Below are 18793 nucleotides of genomic sequence, written 5' to 3' on the forward strand. Positions count from 1 at the left end.
TCGTTTCCATTGGTCCTGTTGAGTTGCGTCGCATGTCAAAGTGTTTCATCGCGTGGTTGGCGGTCGGTCTGTTAGCCGCACAAACAAACGTTGCCCTCAGTGCAACCTCTCATCCCAACATCGTCGTGATCTACGCCGACGACCTTGGTTACGGTGACGTTAGTTGTTACGGCGCGACGGCTGTCGCGACTCCGCACATCGACCGGATCGCCGCCGAAGGGATTCGATTTACCGATGGCCATGCTCCCGCAGCGACCTGCACGCCGTCGCGATACGCGATGCTGACCGGACAATACGCTTGGCGTCTGAAAGGGACGGGCATCGCACGCGGCGACGCTCCCGCGATCATCAAGCCCGGCCGCGTCACGCTCGCTTCGATGCTGCAGGATTCCGGCTACAAGACCGGCGTCGTCGGCAAGTGGCACCTGGGACTGGGCCCCGACGAAGGAGCCGATTGGAACGGCAAGATCGCTCCGGGACCGCTGGAGATCGGATTCGATTATTGTTTCCTGATTCCCGCCACCGGCGATCGCGTCCCCTGTGTTTATGTCGAAAACCATCGCGTCGTCGATCTCGATCCAAACGACCCGATCGAAGTTAGTTTCAAAAAGAAGGTCGGCGACGAACCGACGGGAGCCGAAAATCCCGAACTCTTAAAGATCCACCCCAGCCATGGGCACGATCGAACGATCGTCAACGGGATCAGCCGGATCGGATATATGTCCGGCGGCAAGCGGGCGCGTTGGGTCGATGAGGATATGGCCGATCGGATCACATCGAAAGCTGTCGCGTATATCGAAGAAAATAAGGCCGATCCGTTTTTTCTGTTCTTCTCGCTGCACGACATCCATGTTCCGCGAGTCCCTCATCCGCGGTTTGTCGGCACGACGGCGATGGGCCCGCGCGGCGATGCGATCGCGCAGACCGATTGGTGTACCGGCGAGATCCTGGCGGCGCTGGATCGATTGAACTTAGCCGACAACACGATCGTGCTGTTTACCAGCGACAACGGCCCGGTTGTCGACGATGGCTACAAAGACGAAGCCGTTGAGAAGTTGGGGGATCACCGCCCGGCCGGCCCGTTTCGAGGTGGCAAGTACAGCAACTTTGAAGGCGGAACGCGGGTCCCGTTTGTGTTGCGTTGGCCCGCCAAAGTCAAAGCGAATCAAACCAGCGACGCCTTGGTCTGCCAGATCGATCTGCTGCATTCGTTTGCCGCGCTGACGGGGCAAACGCTGGCTGCCGATGCCGGTCCCGACAGCCACAACATCCTCGATGCCTTGCTGGGCGAAGATCCCAAAGGACGCGACCACTTGGTCGAACACGCCCGCACGCTGGCGCTGCGGCAGGGAGATTGGAAATACATCGAACCGGGCAAGGGTCCGGCAGTCAACAAAAACACCAACACGGAGGTGGGTGTCGCCCCCCAGGGTCAACTGTACAATCTACGTGCCGATTTGAGGGAACAAAAAAATCTCGCGGATCAAGATCCACAGCGGGTGGTTAAAATGAAGGCGATGTTGGACGAAATTCGATCCGATGGTGCCAGTCGATAAACAGGAACCGCGGCCACGACTGACAACAGCGTGGTCGCATCGCAGCGGAAGCCGGGTGTCGGCGATTGTGTGCGTTAACAATGATCGGTGACAGGCCACCCATGGCAAGACCGTACAATGTATTGCTAATGGCCGGGTCGATGGACGGCGGCGGCAGCGAACGACAGACCTTGCATCTGCTGCGTCATCTCGACCGGCAGCGGTTTGCGCCGCATTTGTTCCTCTGCTACCGACAGGGCAGCCTGTTGGACCAGATCCCCGACGACGTGCCGGTGACTGCGTTTTGGGATCAACACCGCAGCCCGCGGCTGTGCGTTCCCGGGGCGATCCACCGAATGCAAGTTCGGGCGCTCCGCGATCTGATCATCGCCAACAAGATCGATCTGATTTACGACCGCACGTTTCACATGTCGATGCTCGCCTCTCCGGCAGCTCGCGGCCTGCAGTGCGGACGCGTCGCCACGATCGTCAGCCCCCCGGATCGCGACGTACCGGCGGCCGAGACGCGTTTTGTGGCGGTCAAACGCTGGTTGTTGCGCAGATCCTATCGCCGCGCCGACGCGATCGTGACGGTCAGCCAGGCAGTTGCCGACGCCGCGGCTCGCTATTACGGCATCGACCGGCGGCGTTTTCAAACGATCCACAGCCCCGTCGATCTGCAGGCGATTCGCAACGAAGCCGCATCGGCCAACGGCGATCCGGCGATCGATCCGGTCGATGTCAACATCGCCTGTGTCGGGCGAATGACCGAAGAGAAGGGACACCGTTTTTTGATCGACGCGATCGATTCGTTGCGCGATCATCCCGTCTTCGATTGCTTGCAATTGTGGATGGTCGGCGACGGGCCGCTGCGGTCGGCGCTGACCGCGCGAGTCCGCGAATTGAAGCTCGATCGGCAGGTCCATTTTGTTGGCCAGCGAGCGAGCGCGGTGCCGATCATTGCTCAGTGCCAACTTGCCTGTGTCCCGTCGCTGTACGAAGGCTTGCCCAACGTCGTGCTCGAATCGATGGCCCTGGGCGTGCCGGTGATCGCAACCACCGCCGGCGGGTCGCCCGAATTGTTTGGCGATCGCACCTTCGGCGACCTGGTTGCTCCCGGGGATAGCGCGGCGCTAGCGTCAGCGATTTTGCAATTTGCCGAAGAGCCCGAATCGGCGCAAGAGAAATCGATCCAAGCCAAGCAGCATGTCTGCGACAAGCATTCGATCGAGGCGGTTGTTCCGCGAATCGAACAGGTGATGTTGAGTGTCATTGAATAAACTATTCTGGAGGCCTGGCCGTTGACACTCGCATATCGCCCCGATGACTTTGTGCCAACTCATCGCCGCTTGCCGGGATGGATGCTGTCGACGCTGCTGCATATTGTGGTCTTGGTCGGCCTAGCGTTGATGATGGGGCAGGATTCTCACGGAACGGGGGACGCGCCCGATCGGCCGGTGGGAATTGCGATCGTTCACCGGATGCCCGACCGAACCGAATACGAGACGGCTGCGGAACAATCTCAAGCGACCGAACAAGCCGCTGCGTCGCAGGCCGCATCGGCCGCACAAGGCTCTCAAGCTGCGCTCCCCGCCGACGCCGCTCCGCCACTAGATCTCGACGGCCTGCTAGCCGCTGCGCTCGACACGCCTCTGCCGGCTGGCAATCCGGGAGAGTCCGATGCGATGCAAGCCGCGGCGGCATCAGCGGGCAAACCGGGCATGAACCTTGGTCCCAGCGGATCGCAGCACACGACCGAAGTCTTTGGGATCTCGGGGACGGGCAGCCGGTTCGTCTACGTCTTCGACCGCTCCGAAAGCATGAACGGTTTCGGTGGCCGGCCGCTGCTGGCGGCCAAGATGCAATTGGTTCGCAGCATCGATTCACTCGGCCCCGAACAAGAATTCCAGATTATCTTTTACAACAACCAACCGCGGCCATTTGTCCCCCGCGGCCAGATCGTCCGTCTGCTCAACGGCGACGAACAGACCAAGCGAAGCGCCGAGCAATACGTTCGGGCGATGACCGCTTTTGGCGGCACGCGGCACATGGATGCGTTGCTGATGGCGTTGCGGATGAGCCCCGATGTGATCTTCTTTTTGACCGATGCGCGAATCCCCCGCCTTAACGGTGCTCAATTGCAAGAGATCAAGGCCCGTGCGCAGCGCAGCGGCACGACGATCCACACGATCGAGTTCGGCGACGACCTGGAACCGCCCCGAGACAGCTTTCTACGCAACTTGGCAACCGACAACGGAGGCCAATATCGTTATCTGCACGTGGGAGCCCTGGATGGCTAGTTTTGCCCAACTTAATTCCGACGCATGGGTTTTTTTGTGCTTCACCTACGATACGATAGCACCTCGTCCAGCAAACCTATGCTGACCCGTTCGGGTTGCGATACGGAAGCATTCCCCAAATGCGCCCCGGACCGACGCACCTCGCCCACCACGGATCATCTTCCACAGCGTTCTCATTTCAACGAAGGAGCTAGACGGAATGTCGCTCACCTATTCTCGCTTACGACTGCCGATCACGACTCTATTGCTAATGCTCTGTTTCACCGGGATGGTGATCGGGCAAGACGATCTCCCTGCGGATCCTGCCGCCGCAACCGCAACGGAGGTCGACGCCGAGGCAAGCGCCGCTGAACCGGCCACCGATCCGCCTGTAAGCAAGAAAGCGGCCTGGGTGGTCACCATCGACACCTGGTTCGGTGAGCATCTAGTCGGCCCGTTGGCGACGTTGTTCTTCTACGACTTTGGAACGGGAGTTCCCTTTGTCGTCGCTTGGCTGTTGGTCGCGGGAATCTTCCTGACGCTCCGCATGATGTTCATCAACATCCGCGGATTCTGGCACGCGATTCGGCTGACACGCGGCGATTACGACGATCCCGCCGACGTCGGCGAGGTCTCGCATTTCCAGGCGCTTGCGACGGCGTTAAGCGCGACGGTCGGCCTGGGGAACATCGGCGGCGTCGCTGTCGCGATCGGGCTGGGTGGCCCCGGAGCGGCGTTCTGGATCTTTATCGTCGGTTTTCTGGGAATGAGCACGAAGTTCGCCGAGTGCACGTTGGGCCAGCTGTACCGTACGAACGACTCCGACGGACATACGCTAGGCGGCCCGATGCGTTACCTGAAAGCTGGCTTGGCAGAAATGCGGCTCGGCTGGCTGGGGATGCTTTTGAGCACGATCTTCGCGATCCTCTGCATCGGCGCCAGCTTCGGCGGCGGCAACGCCTACCAAGTCAGCCAGTCGTTGTCGGCGGTCAAAACGGATGTCGTCTTTTTGCAGAGCTATCCCTGGGTCTACGGCTTGGTGATGGCAATGGCTGTTGGTGTGGTAATCATCGGCGGCATCCAATCGATCGGCCGCGTGGCATCGAAGATCGTCCCCTTGATGTGTTTCGCCTATTTCGCGGCGGCACTGTGGATCCTGTTCCAAAACGTTTCGGCGCTCCCCGATGCATTTGCATTGATCGTATCGAGCGCGTTTGAACCCTACGCGCCGCTGGCGGGCGGAGCGATGGGAGTGTTGGTGATTGGGATCCAACGCGCGGCCTTCAGCAACGAGGCGGGCGTTGGTTCGGCGGCGATCGCTCACTCCGCCGCCAAGACCAACGAACCTGTCAGCGAAGGAATCGTGGCGTTGTTGGAACCCTTCATCGATACGATGGTCGTCTGCATGGTGACAGCATTAGTCTTGGTCGTCAGCGGAACTTATAACCCACGCATTCAAGACCCGGATTCGCCCGATAGGTTCGCGTTTGTCGAAACCCATTCCCCCGAAACCGTCGTCGCTTCGGTTTTGGGATCGGTCGATCCCGACCAACCGCTCGACGAGCAAGTCGACGCCGCACGGGCAAAACTGGCGCATATGGTCGAGCACAAAGAAGGGGCCGGGATGACCTTGGTCGCCTTCCGCAGCAGCGGATTCCATTGGTTCGGCTACATCCTGTTTGCCGCAGTCGTGCTGTTCGCCTTCTCGACCTGCATCTCGTGGTCGTATTACGGCGAGCGATGTTGGGTCGGACTGTTTGGGACGCGATCGTCGGTCATCTACAAACTGCTGTTCGTCTCCTTCACCTTCCTCGGATCGATCGTCACGGCGACCAACATCCTGGAATTCAGCGATCTAATGATCCTTGGCATGTCGCTGCCGAACCTGTTGGGCGTCTTCCTGCTCAGCGGTGTCGTTAAGCGTGCTCTCGATAAGTACTGGCAGAAGTATCGCTGCGGATCGCTGGAAAGGATCCTCTAAGCGAGCCCCGCCCGATTCCAGCCGCTGGCGCACGAGCCGCGGCCAGCGACAGAGCAGCCGCGGCGACCAAAGCCTCGGCAGCCACTTCGATGGCGACCGCTAAACAGTGGCGGTCGCTATTGAGCTGCTGCTTCGATGGCGTCGAGATCGCGAGGGAAATATTCCTCGACGACGCGGTAGAATTCGCTTGCGCTCGAGACGCGAGCGACATGGGTTCGGAAGTGCCGGGCCCCAAACTTGCCTTGTGCGTAACAGCAAGCAAACTTGCGCATCAAGACGGTTCCCTTCGCTTCACCAAACCGCTCGACGATCATGTCGTAGTGACGCAGCATGCATTGCCGCTGCAATTCCAACGTCGGTTCGGCAGGAATCGGTTCGCCGCGGAGCGCCGCGTGAGCTTGAGCGAACAACCACGGTCGGCCCAGCGAAGCCCGGGCGATCATCACGCCGTCGACTCCATAGTTCTCAAACGCCGCGACAACTTTGTCGGCGCTGTCGAGATCGCCGTTGCCGATCAACGGGATCGAACGCAGATGTTGTTTGATCTCCGCGATCCGGTCCCAGTCGGCGTTGCCGCTGAAGAAATCCTGAGCGGTGCGGCCGTGAACCGTCAGCGCCGCCGCTCCCGCCTCTTCGACCACCTTGGCAACATCGTCGCAATTGACGTTGTTCCGCGTGCAGCCCAGCCGAATCTTAGCGGTCACTGGGGTCGGCGCGCACGCCTCGACCAACCGGCTGATGATCTCGTACATCGTCTTGGGATGTTTCAGCAGATAGCTGCCGCTGTGCGCTTTTTCGGTCACCTGTTTCACGGGGCAACCGAAGTTGATGTCGACGACGCTGACTTGGTAATCGTCGACCAACCGCTTGCCGACCTTCGCCATCACGTCGGGCTGGTTGTCCCAGATCTGAACCGCCAGCGGGCGAGCTTCCTCGCGGACGCCCCACAGTCGATCGGGATGTTCGGCTTCGTTTTCATCGAGCCAGACAAAACCGCGGGCGTTGACCATCTCGGTCGCGTGCAAACCGACGCCGCCATATTCGCGGACGATCTGCCGGAACGCGTAGTTCGTGAACCCAGCCATCGGCGCCTGAAGAATCGGCGGATCGACTTTGATAGAACCGATCCAAAGAGGTGGGGGAGTCGATGTCATGCTGAAGAATTTGCCGAGCCAGAGGGTCGAGACTTGTCCGTTACGCGAGCTACTCAGCTTATCAAGCCGAGCCGCGTTTCAACAAGTGACGCCCGCCGCACAGCCGCCTGAAAACGGAGGCTCAGCAAATCGGAACGGGCTCGCCGATCGATTTCGATGCGATCGGTCGCTGCGGAAAAGAATTGCAGCGACGCGGCGGCTAGGTCCCGATGCAGAAGGGAGTCAGCGTTTGGGTGATGTGGCGTTGCAGGCTGGGCCACATTCCGGTCGATTTGGGGACAAAGTGGGCGTTGTCGTCGCGGACCCGTTGGATCATCGAAGGCGTTGCGCCGCCGCTGACGATCACCACCGGAATGTCCGACCAAGTCCATTCGCTGCGGATCATTTCTAGCACGCACATGCCGTTGCCCGCGGGCATATGGATATCGAGAACGATCATGTCGGGGCGATCGCGTTTGATCAGCACCAGTGCCGAGATCGCATCGTGAGCGATCGTTACGCGGAAGCCAAGATGCATGATCCGCCGCGACAATGCGGCGACCAGCTCGCGGTCGTCATCGGCGATCAGAATCGTCGGCACGGTTTGCGGATTGGGATCGGAATCCCCGCCAGTGCTATCGATCATCAAACAATTCAGATCCGGTCTCGAATCTGCCCTACGAATAATGGAAGTCGGCACAGCAATCGCCGTTGCCCGATCGCGGATCTCACCTGATCCACCGATCTGTTCATCGCGAGTATACGTTGCAAAATCGCATCGGCAGGGAAAGTTGAAAAGAACCTACGGCGATCCCCGCCGTTGCAAATCGGCGACATCCGATTCGCTGTGGCGTTGATTATTCGCCTCATCAACCGCCGTGCGACGGGGCGTGGCGACCGCCCAAGCATTGCGTTTACCTAACGTTTTCCCGATCCAACGCTCGATCGCCGCCGCGTTGCCGGGCCCGTTGGCATAAATTCTGCTTTGCTTGATGTCGCAACAGCCCTCGGGCCTCTCCCAATTCCATTTCGCCCCCCGCCGAAGTAATCCACCTCATGCACGCTGCAATGCTGGCCGAACTGGCTTCCTCTCTCGCTCTTCACGGCCCGAGTTTGCTGGCCGATGGAGCTTCGATTCCCCCCGCCGCCCTGCAAGACTACTGGGTCGTGTCGCGGAATCGCTCGACCCGTTGGCATCAGACCCTGGCGATGCATCGCCAGCTCGATCGATCCGGCGACCGGATCGGCTTGCAAGCCTGGTGGGAACAGCACCTGCCGACGCTCGAGGAGATCCTGGTCAGCGAGATCCTGACGCGAGTCTACGCGGCGTTGGGGCACGGATTGGACGCAAAGCACGCCGAACCGGAGATCTATCCTGTGGTGCACAGCGTCCACATCAGTCACTTAGAGGCGCGGAACCGGGTGCTGGGGCTGATGGTCGCTCAGCGTGGCGGATCCAGCCAAACGACGGCTCGGCTGAATCAGTTGCGAAAATCGGTCGAACGCTGGACCGACGTCCTGGTTGCACAGATTGCCGCGGTCAATCCCGACGCCGCCCGCTATGGGACCGTGCTGGAACGAACGCTCGAGTTTGCCGATGAAGCTGCCGACCAGGCGGGAGCAGTTCGCCAAACCCATCGCCGTTTATTGACAGCAACGCTTCGCAGCAGCTTGCTGCGTCAGATGCACGCAACCGCAGCCAACCCCGATGAAAACGGCAAGATCAGCGATGCGGTCTTGGTCTGCATTCGACCCGATATGTTCGATTCGCTCGGCACGCTGCAGTCGTTGTGGCTACATCGCCTGAAACATTCGGCGGAACAAACCGACAGCGTGCTGACGCAATTGCTGGCGCCAAACCTCGCCACCGCCGACCTGCTGCCGGACTTCGAAGCCGTTCGCGCCCCTGAATTCGCCCGACGTTTGCGGCGCTAGGGATAATGAACCCACCCGGCACCGCAAACGTGGAGCGCGAACAAATAAAGGAGTAGAACCAGCGAGGAAGTCGGTCGCAATCCAACAAGTGGCAGCGGCTGTTATCTCCAAGCTGGTCCCGATTGGATACGCGTAAAACCACCGCACACTCCGCAGCAACTTTCGGAAATAGTCCGATCTTTCTCCATCGCGCCGTGCGACGACCGTCCAATTCCTATCCCTCATCTGGCTACGAGAGGCCAGCGAAGAAGCTCTGCTAGCAACCTCAAACAGCTCGCACCGGCGCCACACAAGTCGTCTCCTGACAATGAGTTACGACGACGATGCGTTTTCATCGCACCGGAACCCAAGGAGCTTTGGTCTGGAGAAGTCTGTCCGCCGAGCATTTCCCGCATCACCGACAGCCACGCCTCGGAAAAAACTTATTTCCCGTACATCTTTATCGGGCCCCCCGCCAGAGTATCGGCCAGGGGGAGAGCGAGTCCGAGTTACCGCAAGCCTTGGAAACCAGCGGTATTCTCCAGCGGGACAAATCCCCTTCTCCGCATTGGAGCGTCAGAGCAAACGGTAACCCGACGCGTATGCGAGAGCTTCACACAGACACTCGCTCACGCGTCGGGTTACCAATAAGCCCCAGATTCCAACAGTGATCTGCGTGGAATTCTCCAGCAGAGCGTGCTGAACGAGGGACCACTCTCCACGCCTCTTCCGACGCCCACCGACGCGGAAAGCGACTAGAGCTTCGGTTTGGGGGGTGGTGGAGGCGTGGGATCTGGCTCAGGTTCCGGCTCGGGTTCCGGCTCGGGTTCCGGCTCGGGTTCCGGCTCGGGTTCCGGCTCAGGTTCCGGCTCAGGCTCAGGCTCAGGCTCAGGCTCAGGCTCAGGCTCAGGCTCAGGCTCAGGCTCAGGCTCAGGCTCCGGCTCGGGTTCCGGCTCGGGTTCCGGCTCGGGTTCTGGTTCCGGCTCAGGCTCCGGTTCCGGGGTGGGAGTCGGTGTTGGGGTTGGCTTGGGGGGCGGTGGCGGAGTTGCGATCGCCGACGCGAGAACGGTTGCCGCCCGTTCGGTCAACAGCGAGGTCTCAGCCGAAAGCGCGCTGCCGCCGGTATATTTGGTCAGATACCATGCGTTCTCCGAGGCCGCTGCGGTGATCGCGACAGTGACCTCCGGAGTGCTCTCGAGAATCTGATTCGGGGTGACTTGAATCTTCGCAACCGACAGCCCGTAGCGATTCAAGATCTCGTTCGCTCGCTCCGTTGCTTCCGCCGTCGACGCCCCTGGCACGATCACTCTCCGGCACGCTTCATAAGAAGCCGAATCGAGGGCGTGGCGGATGTTCGAGATCCGCACAAATTCGATCGAGCCTAAGATCAGCATCAACAGGATCGGCAAGATCACCGCGCATTCGACAACGTACGCGCCGGCGCGGCTAGTGAACGGCAGCTGGCGATCAGTCGATCTGCTTTGCCGCCGGAACTCTTGGTTTCTATTCTTCATTTCGTTAAACAGGTCAACAGAAGGTTGGTCGATTATTTTGTCAGAAGCGTCGGCATGCGTTTCGCAATCTCGGAAAAGACGACTTTTAATTCGTCACCGTTCTGAGCATGAAAGTGTTTGCCGTATCCCTTTTCGGCAACCTGTTTCATGCGGTTCTGGTCGGCTTCGTCGGAGAAGGTCACGCTGAAGATCATCGCTCCCCACTTGCTCGCCTGCTTGGCGGCGTAAACAGGATTGGTTCCTTCGTTGTGGATCCCATCGGTCAAGACGACGATCACTTTGCTGGCACCGTTGCGAGCTTCGATCCGGTTGACCAACGCGTCGACTCCTTTGACGATCCCGCCACCGATATTTGTCCCGCCGGCGCACAGCGATTGAGTGTAGACGTCCAGGGTGCTGCCGATCTTCGTAAAGTCGGCGGTCAGCGGCTGGTCGAGGTCAGCCGATTCGTTGTAGGTGACGACGGCGACTCGTTCGTCGGTAGGTGAGTTGGTGATCTCTTTCGCAAACACGTCGACTGCCGCCACCATGTCGCGCCATCGCGAGTTGGGCGGGGCGGGGTGGCAGAAGTCCCAGTCGACGGGAGCCGAACTCGGAGCGGGAGGATAGACCGCGGGTTCGTCCGATGCGTAGGCCATCGAACCGGATCGATCGATCACCAACGCGATGTCGACCTGGACCTGAGTCGAGATCGCGTGCTGTTCGGTTTCGATCGTGTTGCGTCCCAAGATTCCAGGCATTGGCAACGAGATCGGACCGTCGGCCGACTTGCCGTTGCGTCGCGCAAAGATCCGTACCGAATTGGGACTCGCGGTCCCGAGGATGAAATCATAACGAGCGGTTCCATACCGCGTGGCGGTGCCAAATTCGATGTCGCTGTCCTGCAGAGTCAACGGCATGTTGCCGACTTTGTTCCGCAGCGCCAACTGTTTCGCTCGCTGCCGCGCCGCCTCTTCGCTCTGCGACATCGTCAACTCGCGGCCACCAGCTCGGGCGGCAACATCGCTGACGATTGCGAGTTCGGTGCGCCGCAGTTCGATGCTGGCGGTGTTGATCGCAAACGCGGCGAGGATGAACATCATCGGCAACACGATGCTCATCAACACCAACACGCTCCCTCGACGCCGCAAACCGGCCGCTCTCGTGAGCTGCAAATTTCTATTTCGCTGCTGGATCATGTTCCGTGCTCCTTCATCACCGTGACTTCGCCAACGACGCTGCGGTTGGATAACACCAACAACGGCCCCAAACTGTTCCCCTCCAAATCGGCGCTGACGGTGACCGTGATCTCGGTCCCGTAGTCCTTATTCTGATAGTCGCTGGGAGTCACTTTGACCGACGCGTTGACAACGCGCCGAGCGAGCAAAATCTTGTCGCACGTCGCCTTCACGTTCGCTTCGGTCGTATCGGGCTGCAGGGCGACACGAGCTGCTTCGTAGGCGCAGATCGTGAGCGTCTGTTGAAGATGAATCGCAGCGGTAACCTCCTGAACGCCAAACGCGATCAGAAGAATCGTGGGAGCGACGATTGCCATCTCGACCGCCGCCACACCTTTGCGGGACCGATTACCAAAGGGCAGTTTCACGATTTGTTTCACCATCATTGATTTGAGGGGCAGACAGAGATTCCTCTCCATCGATTCGATGTCGATGGAGCCGTGGGAATCGCGCGCCGAGAACCGACGCGTCGTCGTGGCGAGCCGATGTCGCTTCAGGAATCTAGGTCAGCCGCCTTCAGGTGGCCTCTTGGATCGGCCGATCGATTGCGGGAACCCGAAGATCGAGCCTCAAACCTCGCGGCTCGTGTCGATCGAATTGGTTATGAGAAAACCCTTTGCTTAACGATACACAATGCTTTCATAGGCCTCCGAGCAGCAAACCCGCTCGCCCTAATCCGCCCCGTCTCGCCAGCTATCCACGCCTCCCCCAGCTAGGAAATCGCTGCAATTTACTTGCAACCAACTCCTGCCATCGCTACGCTCAGTGCAATTAAATACACAGTGTTCATAAAAACACGTCCCTTCGAGTGCTTTCCTAGTTGGGTCCGCCGCTTTCCAGCGACAAATTCCAGGAGACTATCATCGTGCGATCATGCCTACCTATCTTATCCCTGTGTGTCGGGTTCTCTGCGTTTTTCACCACGTCGCCGTCGAGTTTTGCCGTCGGTTTCTCGGCCACCGACGGACAGTTCCCCGCCCAGCACTGGGTGGTTCTCGATGCCAGCGGCTCGTTGACCGGAACGGTTGCGATCGGCGAAGCCGAAGCGTCTCAAGCCGCCTCCGACACGCAGGTGATCCTCGTTCCGCTTGCCGATCCCGAGCAACGGGTCTGCACCCGAACCGATGCCGAAGGAAACTTCTCGATTGCCAACCCGCAAGTCGGCGTCTACGGACTTGTCGCGTACGGGCGACAGGGAATGGCCAGCTACACCATCCACGTCCTGCCGCCGATTAGCGTCGATTCGCTTTCGCCCCTGCCGCAATCCCATCTGCAAATCGCACTGGCCGGCGCCGACCAAAATCTGTCGAAGCGGATGGTCCGCAGCTACGGCCCCGTTGTGACAACCCAGCCGACCAAGCACCGATATCAGTTGGCTAGCGTGAAAAGTAACGTCGCCGACGATCCGACGTTGCGCCGCGTCGAACTCTTGCCATCGGGCGATCTCGAGGGGCAATTGCGATTGCCTGCGACCGATCCGGGAGAATCCCAATCCCTGGACAGCTTAAACGTGATGCTAGTTCAAAACAGCAAGGTCGTCGCCCGAACGACAGTCGACAGCGACGGTCACTTCCGCATCGCCGAACTGAAGCCCGGTTCTTATGGATTGATCGCGTCCGGAGCGGCCGGCTTCGCATCGTTCGGTTTCGACGCCGTCATCAGCGCCGCGCGGACTACGCAAATGCCCAGCCGAGCTTTATTCCGACAGGCTTCGACGCAGATTCGACACGGACAAAGCGTCATCTGCTGTCCGCCACTGGTCTGCGAAATCTGTCCTAGCCCAGTCATCACCGTCGTCGAATCCTGCGTCGAACATGTCGATTCCTGCGACTGTTGCCAGGAGGAGGAGTTTGATGTGGAAGACGAAAGCATCGGGACCGAAGACGAATTCGCATCGGCCGATGCCGGCTTTGGTGGAGGCTACGGCGGCGGATACGGTGGTGGCTTTGGCGGCGGCGGTGGAGGAAGTGGTGGCTTCGGCGGACTCGGTGGGATCGCCGGCCTTGCTGGACTAGCCGCTGTCCTCGCAAACGACAGCAACAGCGGCAGCGGTTTCGGGCTGCCTGTCGTGACGAGCCCATTCCTCCCATAACGCGACGCCGGGTTGCCTGGCGAACAGCCCAGCAGCACCCTGCGAATGTCGGCAGCACTTGCAAGTCTATAGAGATTCGATAGACTCCAAGCCAACAACCGACAAGCCTTTGGTGGCGACCAGCGTGGTCATTCGGTGAACGAAATCCTACCTGTTCGCTGCGGAGCAAGGCATCGTGATTCAAGGCATCGTCCCACCATTAGTTACGCCACTATCCAACCAAGACGCGCTTGATGGCGACGGACTGCAGCAGTTGATCGAGCATCAAATCGATGCGGGAGTCGACGGGCTGTTTGTGCTCGGCACAACCGGCGAAGGCCCCAGTCTCAGCGCCGCGCTTCGAGCCGAGATGATCGCCCAGTCGGGCCGATTGATCGACGGGCGCGTTCCGATGTACGTCGGGATCACCGACACCTCGCTGGTCGATGCGGTGAAGTTGGCCGGAGTTGCCGCCGACAGCGGAGCCGCCGCGGCAGTCGCCGCGCCGCCGTTCTACTTCCCCGCCGGACAGACCGAACTCCGCGGCTGGTTCCAGCGACTGGCCGATGCCTTGCCGCTGCCGCTGTTGCTGTACAACATGCCCAGCTGCACCAAGATTGCTATCGAACTGCCAACGATCGAAGCGCTGATCGATCACTCCAACATCGTTGGCCTCAAAGATAGTTCCGGCGACCTGAAATACCTTGGCGAAGCTGTCCAATTGGCCGCCGCTCGTCGTCCCGATTGGCCCGTCTTGGTCGGCCCCGAAGCCCTGTTGGTCGAAGCGATGGGATTGGGAGCTGTCGGTGGCGTTGCCGGTGGTGCCAACTTGGCTCCCAAGCTGTTCACCGAGCTGTTCGCGGCAGTGCAGCGCAAAGACCAAGCGACGATCGACCGGCTGCAACCGATCGTGATCCAGTTGCAGACGCTGTACGGTTTTGGCAAATACGGATCGTCTTACCTGAAGGGGCTCAAGTGCGCGTTGGATCTCCGCGGCATCTGCTCCGGTTTGCTAGCTGCACCATTTGACGTCTTCAAGCCTGCCGATCGGCAACGCGTGGCGACCTGGCTGGATGGCTTCGCCGACTCCGGCTTCCTGGCTCAGTGATCGGGTAACGACTGAATTTTTTTCAGCAATTTCGGCTCCCCTCTGCTTATAGCGTGCCGATTTTGCCGATCCGACCCTAGTGCGGATGTGTGTCGATCGAACCGGTCGACACACGCTAGCGTCGGATACCGCGGCACGAATAGATTTTTCTCGGGGGGGAAACGATGCGCGTCGAAACCGAAAATCCATTTCTGACTCAACGATCGCAAGTCTTGCAGCAGGACCATCAGGTTCAAGATCTCTTCAGCCAGATCCTCGAATCGGTGGGGCGCCAAGGCTACGCATCGGCCGAACCTCTCGGCGAGGAACCGATCACAAGCGATCAGATTACCGAATCGTGGGGGACGTGGTTCGACGTCCATCGCAGCGGGCAATACTCCAGCGCGGATCAGCCCGATTCTCTGCGGCAAGCCTACGGTGAAGTGCTGGCAGGTGCCTACAGCGACGGCGGCTACGTCGCCCCCAAAACGTTTTTGAAGGGGCTCTCGAAGGAGCAACTGAAAACAGTGCAGGAGGTCAACGCACTAGCCGATCCGATCCACGTCGACAACTTGACCGAAGAGGGTGCGTTGAACCTGTTGTTACCCCGCGCGGCACAGGTCGACATCAATCGCGATGGATTCACCCAGTCGGGACGCGGCTACGGTTTCCGATTCCCCGACAGCACGACACCGCCAGACGTTGTCCAGGCGTGGGAAGAGACGACCGCCGGGATGTCGTGGGGCGAACGTGCGATGCATGAGTTGCAGATGAAAATGCCGTTGATAAGTGCGAACTTCTTCGTCGACGCCAACGGAGCCTACTCGCACCACTACGAACCGGGAGATCCCGAGTTCACCAACCCGATGACCAAACCGGGTTACTCCTATCAGAAAGTGGCTCAAGGCTGGTTGGACCACTACGAATATCTCAAAAACGAAACGCCTCCAGAACAATACGCCCAACAAACCGACTTCTGGAGCCGGTTTAAATCGGCATTGATCGAGCAGGGAGCCGATTAGGGTCGCGCCGCATAGAACACGACGCGGCGAATTTGGCGGCTCGCGTCAAACCAACGCCGCCAATCCCGCGCGGTTACAACCGCGCGGGGCTAACCGGTATCGATAGCGATCCGCGGTCGATCAGACGGCGAGTCCAAATCGCCCGTCGCGCGGCAGATCCTGCTGGCGGACCACGGTCTCGAAATCAAACTCCCCCGGCTCGAAGTCGAGCGGGACGTGGCAGTTTGCCGGTTCGATCCCGTTGATCTTCCAGTCGAATCGCCGCCACCAAGACAGCGACTTGGCCCAACTGCGAATCGCACCGGAGATCCGCACCGCCATCGGATGATCCAGCTCGTGGGTCTCCGTTAACACCGAGACCGCACCGCTCGGGGAACCTTTCATCAGCAGCGCCGTTGCGAAGTTTCGCTTGTAGGCATTGCTCAGCTCTTTTCGCTCGGACACTCCGTCGGCTTGCAACACAAACTGACGAAAGACGGCGACAGCTTCCTCGGGTCGCCCCGCCCGCATCAGGCAGACGCCCAAGGCGTTGCGGATCTGGATATCAAAACCGGCGGCTCGCAGGACTTCGACAGCTTCTTCGTAATCAGACTCCCGCACCAGACTGGCGACGCGTTCAAAGACCTGATGCTTGAACCCGGCTTTGGTAGGACTCAGTTGCGATTGGTTGGGGTGCTTCTTCGCCCCCTCGTGACTCTTCTTCGATACGTTGGATAAATTGCGCGCAGACATCGAGACAGCTCTCTATAGAAAGAGGAATATGCGTAGATAAAAACAGATTTCAAACAGACCGTGGAGGTTGTTTAAATCTGCAAACGCACATTCAGCCCGACCAGCGTCGCGCCGCAGCCCAGCATCGATCGCTGAGAGGATGCCGCTATCGCCAACGAACTCCATCGGCTCGATACAGAGTCCAGCAGCGCCACCGCGTTGCCAAACGGTTTGGCCTCTTGCTGTCGAAACTCGCCCTGCTGAGCACCGTTGGGCAGCTCGACTCTCAGGTACGGTTTGGCAACAACCGCACCATCGATCGCTGCCTGCTCTGCAGCTCCACCGCGCGAAGACGCAGGACGCATCCCCAGCGGTGCGACTTGAGCTACCGCGACGCAGATCAGCAACCCGATCACCGGCCCGGCGGCGCAGCGATTCCCCGAGGGCTGAGCCCCTACAGGTTTAAGATCGCGAGGAGATGCTTGACGCGGCATCGTAAGAAAGCGAGCAGAGGAAAAGCGCAGCCGAAATGGAACATGAAATTAAAAGGCTTCGCATACATCATCTATTATCGGCCCGCAGCTCCCAACGGCAAGAGCGAATGATCGCAGGCCCTGGGCAATTCAGTGTTTCAATTTGAGGTATCAGCCGGCACGCGTTAGCGTCCGGTTTCACAGGAGAACGCCACGCCAGCGTGTGCCGGCGATTACGCCGCGGGTTACTGCGGCGGCAAAAGTCGAGCTAAGCAAAACGCTTGACCTAACCCACTCCAAGATCCGGAAAACGTTAGGATTCGACTAGAAGACGTTGATCCAGGAAGACTGGAGAGCCTTGCAAAGAGTGGGCGAGGAGTCCTGGACTCAAGCCATTGGTCGAGGTTCCTGCATCGCAAAATTCGAGGCCCTAATTGTTGCCTCTGCGCGAAAGATCGACGGCAAGAACATTGTCATCTTTCCCCAGAATCTCTCCAACACCAGCAAGATCGACATTCTCGGCAGCGACCAACTGCCGACGTGAAGACGCATTCAAGCATGCACAAATGCAGGAAATAATGCTTGCCGATCTGCTTGCGTCCGATAGAATACAACAGGAGGATTCGAGCATGACAACCGAAAAGCGTACGCCAAGAGCAAAGACGGCAAAGAACCGACCAACCAAAAGAGCGACCGCGAGAGGGGGGAAAGTCCAGGCACGATCAAGCAAAACGGGCAAGCGAACGGTGTCGCTGAAAACAGTGTCGACCGACGGTACGATTGTTTCTGGAAATCGCTCCGGTGCTAAAAACGTGATCGTCAGCACGGGAGTACGCGGCCTCAAGGGACAAGGACTACTTCAAGTTGGACAAGTGAAAAAGCTTGAACTTCGCGATCGTTTAGGAATGCCCCGGCAAATGTTCGGGCGCATCGTGAACGTGGCGGAGCGAACGATTGCCAAAGTAGAATCGGGCAACGCTGACGCCGACAAGTTGATACGACCTTACAACGAAGTTTATCGGCTTTGGGAAGCGTTAGGCGATTTGGTTGACCCCGAATCGCTTGGCCTATGGTTCCAGACTCCCAACGAGTCTTTCGATGGATTGAAACCGGTCGAGGTCATCGAGCGTGGCGAAATTGATCGACTCTGGGACATGGTGTTCGAGTTGCAAACAGGTATGCCGGGATAATGAAAAGATTGCAATGAACGCTGACTCCAAAGAATCCGCTTTCGGGCAGGACAGCAACGACCAAATGATCGCCAGCGGTGGGAAGTTGGGCGAAACTCGTGAGCCGCAAGGGGCTAGCCGCGAGTTTTGGTTGGGCTAGCGACTTGCCGCTCATGCCATGTCCTTCTGGATCAGCCCACTGAGGTTCCCGCATGAATATCACCTCGCCACAACAGATTGATACATGGCTGTCGTCCCGATCAGAACACCAAAGGCTGGAGTTCAAAGAGGCCAAGGATCAGTTCGACAACAAAAAGCTGTATCGTTATTGCGTCGCGATCGCCAACCAAGGCGACACTCACCCTCCCACCTGGGGTGGATGGCTTATAAGAAAAGACGATTGACGACAGCCATGCAATCGATAATACTCGGGCCGTTCGAGGTGACGGGAGTGTTGTTGCACTGCCCGTGAACAGGGAACTCCGGTGAAATTCCGGGACGGTCCGGCCGCTGTGTGCCGCTGGCAACCTCAATCGGGTTGCATCGATTGCTTCTTCTTTTGGCCATTGCTCGGTTAGCGAGTGAGAAGGCGTGGAGCTATCGAAACGGTGGTGAGTCAGAAGACCTACCTCGCACAAGATGATTCTGTGCCTTCTCGGATTGAGGCGGTTGTCGCGATCGAATGTC

19 protein-coding genes and 1 riboswitch are annotated in these 18793 nt (G+C 59.1%); of the genes, 12 read left to right on the plus strand and 7 right to left on the minus strand.

What is annotated here, in order from left to right; genetic code table 11:
- Positions 1-32 precede the first annotated feature (32 nt).
- The 4 genes from CA51_RS22580 (at position 33) to CA51_RS22595 (ending at position 5795) form a co-directional block, all read left to right on the plus strand.
- Entirely contained in the window at positions 33-1556 is a 1524-nt protein-coding gene (locus CA51_RS22580) for a sulfatase family protein (RefSeq protein WP_145123406.1), read from the plus strand.
- Between the two features lie 101 nt (positions 1557-1657).
- Entirely contained in the window at positions 1658-2815 is a 1158-nt protein-coding gene (locus CA51_RS22585) for a glycosyltransferase (RefSeq protein WP_197451403.1), read from the plus strand.
- Between the two features lie 21 nt (positions 2816-2836).
- Positions 2837-3835 (plus strand): vWA domain-containing protein, encoded by a 999-nt coding sequence (locus CA51_RS22590; protein ID WP_145123408.1) that lies wholly within the window; start codon positions 2837-2839, stop codon positions 3833-3835.
- Between the two features lie 199 nt (positions 3836-4034).
- Positions 4035-5795: an alanine/glycine:cation symporter family protein gene (locus CA51_RS22595; RefSeq protein WP_145123409.1), complete on the plus strand. Its 1761-nt coding sequence runs from the start codon at positions 4035-4037 to the stop codon at positions 5793-5795.
- Between the two features lie 116 nt (positions 5796-5911).
- Here CA51_RS22595 and dusB read toward each other — a convergent pair whose 3' ends face one another.
- Both dusB and CA51_RS22605 read right to left on the minus strand, forming a co-directional pair.
- The gene (dusB, locus tag CA51_RS22600; RefSeq protein WP_145123410.1) at positions 5912-6949 is read right to left on the minus strand and encodes a tRNA dihydrouridine synthase DusB; all 1038 of its coding nucleotides are present in this window, start codon (positions 6947-6949) and stop codon (positions 5912-5914) included.
- Positions 6950-7148: 199 nt separating this feature from the next.
- Positions 7149-7574, minus strand: a complete 426-nt coding sequence (locus tag CA51_RS22605; protein WP_145123411.1) for a response regulator — start codon at positions 7572-7574, stop codon at positions 7149-7151.
- Between the two features lie 410 nt (positions 7575-7984).
- Between CA51_RS22605 and CA51_RS22610 the strand changes: the two genes are divergently transcribed.
- Positions 7985-8863: a hypothetical protein gene (locus CA51_RS22610; RefSeq protein ID WP_145123412.1), complete on the plus strand. Its 879-nt coding sequence runs from the start codon at positions 7985-7987 to the stop codon at positions 8861-8863.
- A 734-nt stretch (positions 8864-9597) separates the two neighbouring features.
- Here the strand turns inward: CA51_RS22610 and CA51_RS22615 are convergent.
- From CA51_RS22615 to CA51_RS22625, 3 genes are read right to left on the minus strand one after another with little or no spacing between them, the layout of a single operon-like run.
- Positions 9598-10356, minus strand: a complete 759-nt coding sequence (locus CA51_RS22615; RefSeq protein WP_197451404.1) for a TadE/TadG family type IV pilus assembly protein — start codon at positions 10354-10356, stop codon at positions 9598-9600.
- Between the two features lie 32 nt (positions 10357-10388).
- On the minus strand, positions 10389-11510 hold the full coding sequence (locus CA51_RS22620) for a vWA domain-containing protein (protein WP_231745840.1): 1122 nt from the start codon (positions 11508-11510) through the stop codon (positions 10389-10391).
- A 20-nt stretch (positions 11511-11530) separates the two neighbouring features.
- The gene (locus CA51_RS22625; RefSeq protein WP_197451406.1) at positions 11531-11941 is read right to left on the minus strand and encodes a TadE/TadG family type IV pilus assembly protein; all 411 of its coding nucleotides are present in this window, start codon (positions 11939-11941) and stop codon (positions 11531-11533) included.
- Positions 11942-12438: 497 nt separating this feature from the next.
- Here CA51_RS22625 and CA51_RS22630 point away from each other — a divergent pair, with 497 nt between their 5' ends.
- The 3 genes from CA51_RS22630 (at position 12439) to CA51_RS22640 (ending at position 15753) form a co-directional block, all read left to right on the plus strand.
- Positions 12439-13665, plus strand: coding sequence for a peptidase associated/transthyretin-like domain-containing protein (locus tag CA51_RS22630; RefSeq protein WP_145123415.1), 1227 nt, complete (start codon positions 12439-12441; stop codon positions 13663-13665).
- Between the two features lie 175 nt (positions 13666-13840).
- Positions 13841-14752 (plus strand): dihydrodipicolinate synthase family protein, encoded by a 912-nt coding sequence (locus CA51_RS22635; protein WP_231745841.1) that lies wholly within the window; start codon positions 13841-13843, stop codon positions 14750-14752.
- A gap of 164 nt (positions 14753-14916) precedes the next feature.
- Entirely contained in the window at positions 14917-15753 is an 837-nt protein-coding gene (locus CA51_RS22640) for a hypothetical protein (RefSeq protein WP_145123417.1), read from the plus strand.
- A gap of 120 nt (positions 15754-15873) precedes the next feature.
- On the opposite strand, the gene CA51_RS22645 is transcribed toward CA51_RS22640, so the two are convergent.
- On the minus strand, positions 15874-16485 hold the full coding sequence (locus CA51_RS22645) for a tetratricopeptide repeat protein (protein WP_145123418.1): 612 nt from the start codon (positions 16483-16485) through the stop codon (positions 15874-15876).
- Positions 16486-16556: 71 nt separating this feature from the next.
- Entirely contained in the window at positions 16557-16958 is a 402-nt protein-coding gene (locus CA51_RS22650) for a hypothetical protein (RefSeq protein WP_145123419.1), read from the minus strand.
- Positions 16959-17271: 313 nt separating this feature from the next.
- On the opposite strand from CA51_RS22650, the gene CA51_RS22655 reads away from it, so the two are divergent.
- From CA51_RS22655 to CA51_RS22665, 4 genes are all read left to right on the plus strand, one after another.
- A complete protein-coding gene (locus CA51_RS22655; RefSeq protein ID WP_145123420.1) occupies positions 17272-17481 on the plus strand; it encodes an RES family NAD+ phosphorylase in 210 nt (69 codons plus the stop codon).
- Positions 17482-17566: 85 nt separating this feature from the next.
- A complete protein-coding gene (locus CA51_RS22660) occupies positions 17567-18127 on the plus strand; it encodes a hypothetical protein (protein WP_145123421.1) in 561 nt (186 codons plus the stop codon).
- 13 nt (positions 18128-18140) lie between these two features.
- Positions 18141-18266: a hypothetical protein gene (locus CA51_RS26430; RefSeq protein WP_261343039.1), complete on the plus strand. Its 126-nt coding sequence runs from the start codon at positions 18141-18143 to the stop codon at positions 18264-18266.
- Positions 18267-18318: 52 nt separating this feature from the next.
- Positions 18319-18510: a hypothetical protein gene (locus CA51_RS22665; RefSeq protein ID WP_145123422.1), complete on the plus strand. Its 192-nt coding sequence runs from the start codon at positions 18319-18321 to the stop codon at positions 18508-18510.
- 19 nt (positions 18511-18529) lie between these two features.
- Positions 18530-18753: riboswitch (cobalamin riboswitch) on the plus strand.
- Positions 18754-18793: the final 40 nt, after the last annotated feature.

The organism is Rosistilla oblonga (genome assembly GCF_007751715.1).
Taxonomy (GTDB): Bacteria; Planctomycetota; Planctomycetia; order Pirellulales; family Pirellulaceae; genus Rosistilla; species Rosistilla oblonga.

Bases quoted from the DNA above. Each gene is read 5' to 3' on its own strand.
- CA51_RS22580 (WP_145123406.1), top strand. From the start codon at position 33: ATGTCAAAGTGTTTCATCGCGTGGTTGGCGGTCGGTCTGTTAGCCGCA.
- CA51_RS22585 (WP_197451403.1), top strand. From the start codon at position 1,658: ATGGCAAGACCGTACAATGTATTGCTAATGGCCGGGTCGATGGACGGC.
- CA51_RS22595 (WP_145123409.1), top strand. From the start codon at position 4,035: ATGTCGCTCACCTATTCTCGCTTACGACTGCCGATCACGACTCTATTG.
- dusB (WP_145123410.1), bottom strand. From the start codon at position 6,949: ATGACATCGACTCCCCCACCTCTTTGGATCGGTTCTATCAAAGTCGAT.
- CA51_RS22605 (WP_145123411.1), bottom strand. From the start codon at position 7,574: ATGATCGATAGCACTGGCGGGGATTCCGATCCCAATCCGCAAACCGTG.
- CA51_RS22610 (WP_145123412.1), top strand. From the start codon at position 7,985: ATGCACGCTGCAATGCTGGCCGAACTGGCTTCCTCTCTCGCTCTTCAC.
- CA51_RS22615 (WP_197451404.1), bottom strand. From the start codon at position 10,356: ATGAAGAATAGAAACCAAGAGTTCCGGCGGCAAAGCAGATCGACTGAT.
- CA51_RS22640 (WP_145123417.1), top strand. From the start codon at position 14,917: ATGCGCGTCGAAACCGAAAATCCATTTCTGACTCAACGATCGCAAGTC.
- CA51_RS22645 (WP_145123418.1), bottom strand. From the start codon at position 16,485: ATGTCTGCGCGCAATTTATCCAACGTATCGAAGAAGAGTCACGAGGGG.
- CA51_RS22650 (WP_145123419.1), bottom strand. From the start codon at position 16,958: ATGCCGCGTCAAGCATCTCCTCGCGATCTTAAACCTGTAGGGGCTCAG.
- CA51_RS22660 (WP_145123421.1), top strand. From the start codon at position 17,567: ATGACAACCGAAAAGCGTACGCCAAGAGCAAAGACGGCAAAGAACCGA.
- CA51_RS26430 (WP_261343039.1), top strand. From the start codon at position 18,141: ATGAACGCTGACTCCAAAGAATCCGCTTTCGGGCAGGACAGCAACGAC.
- CA51_RS22665 (WP_145123422.1), top strand. From the start codon at position 18,319: ATGAATATCACCTCGCCACAACAGATTGATACATGGCTGTCGTCCCGA.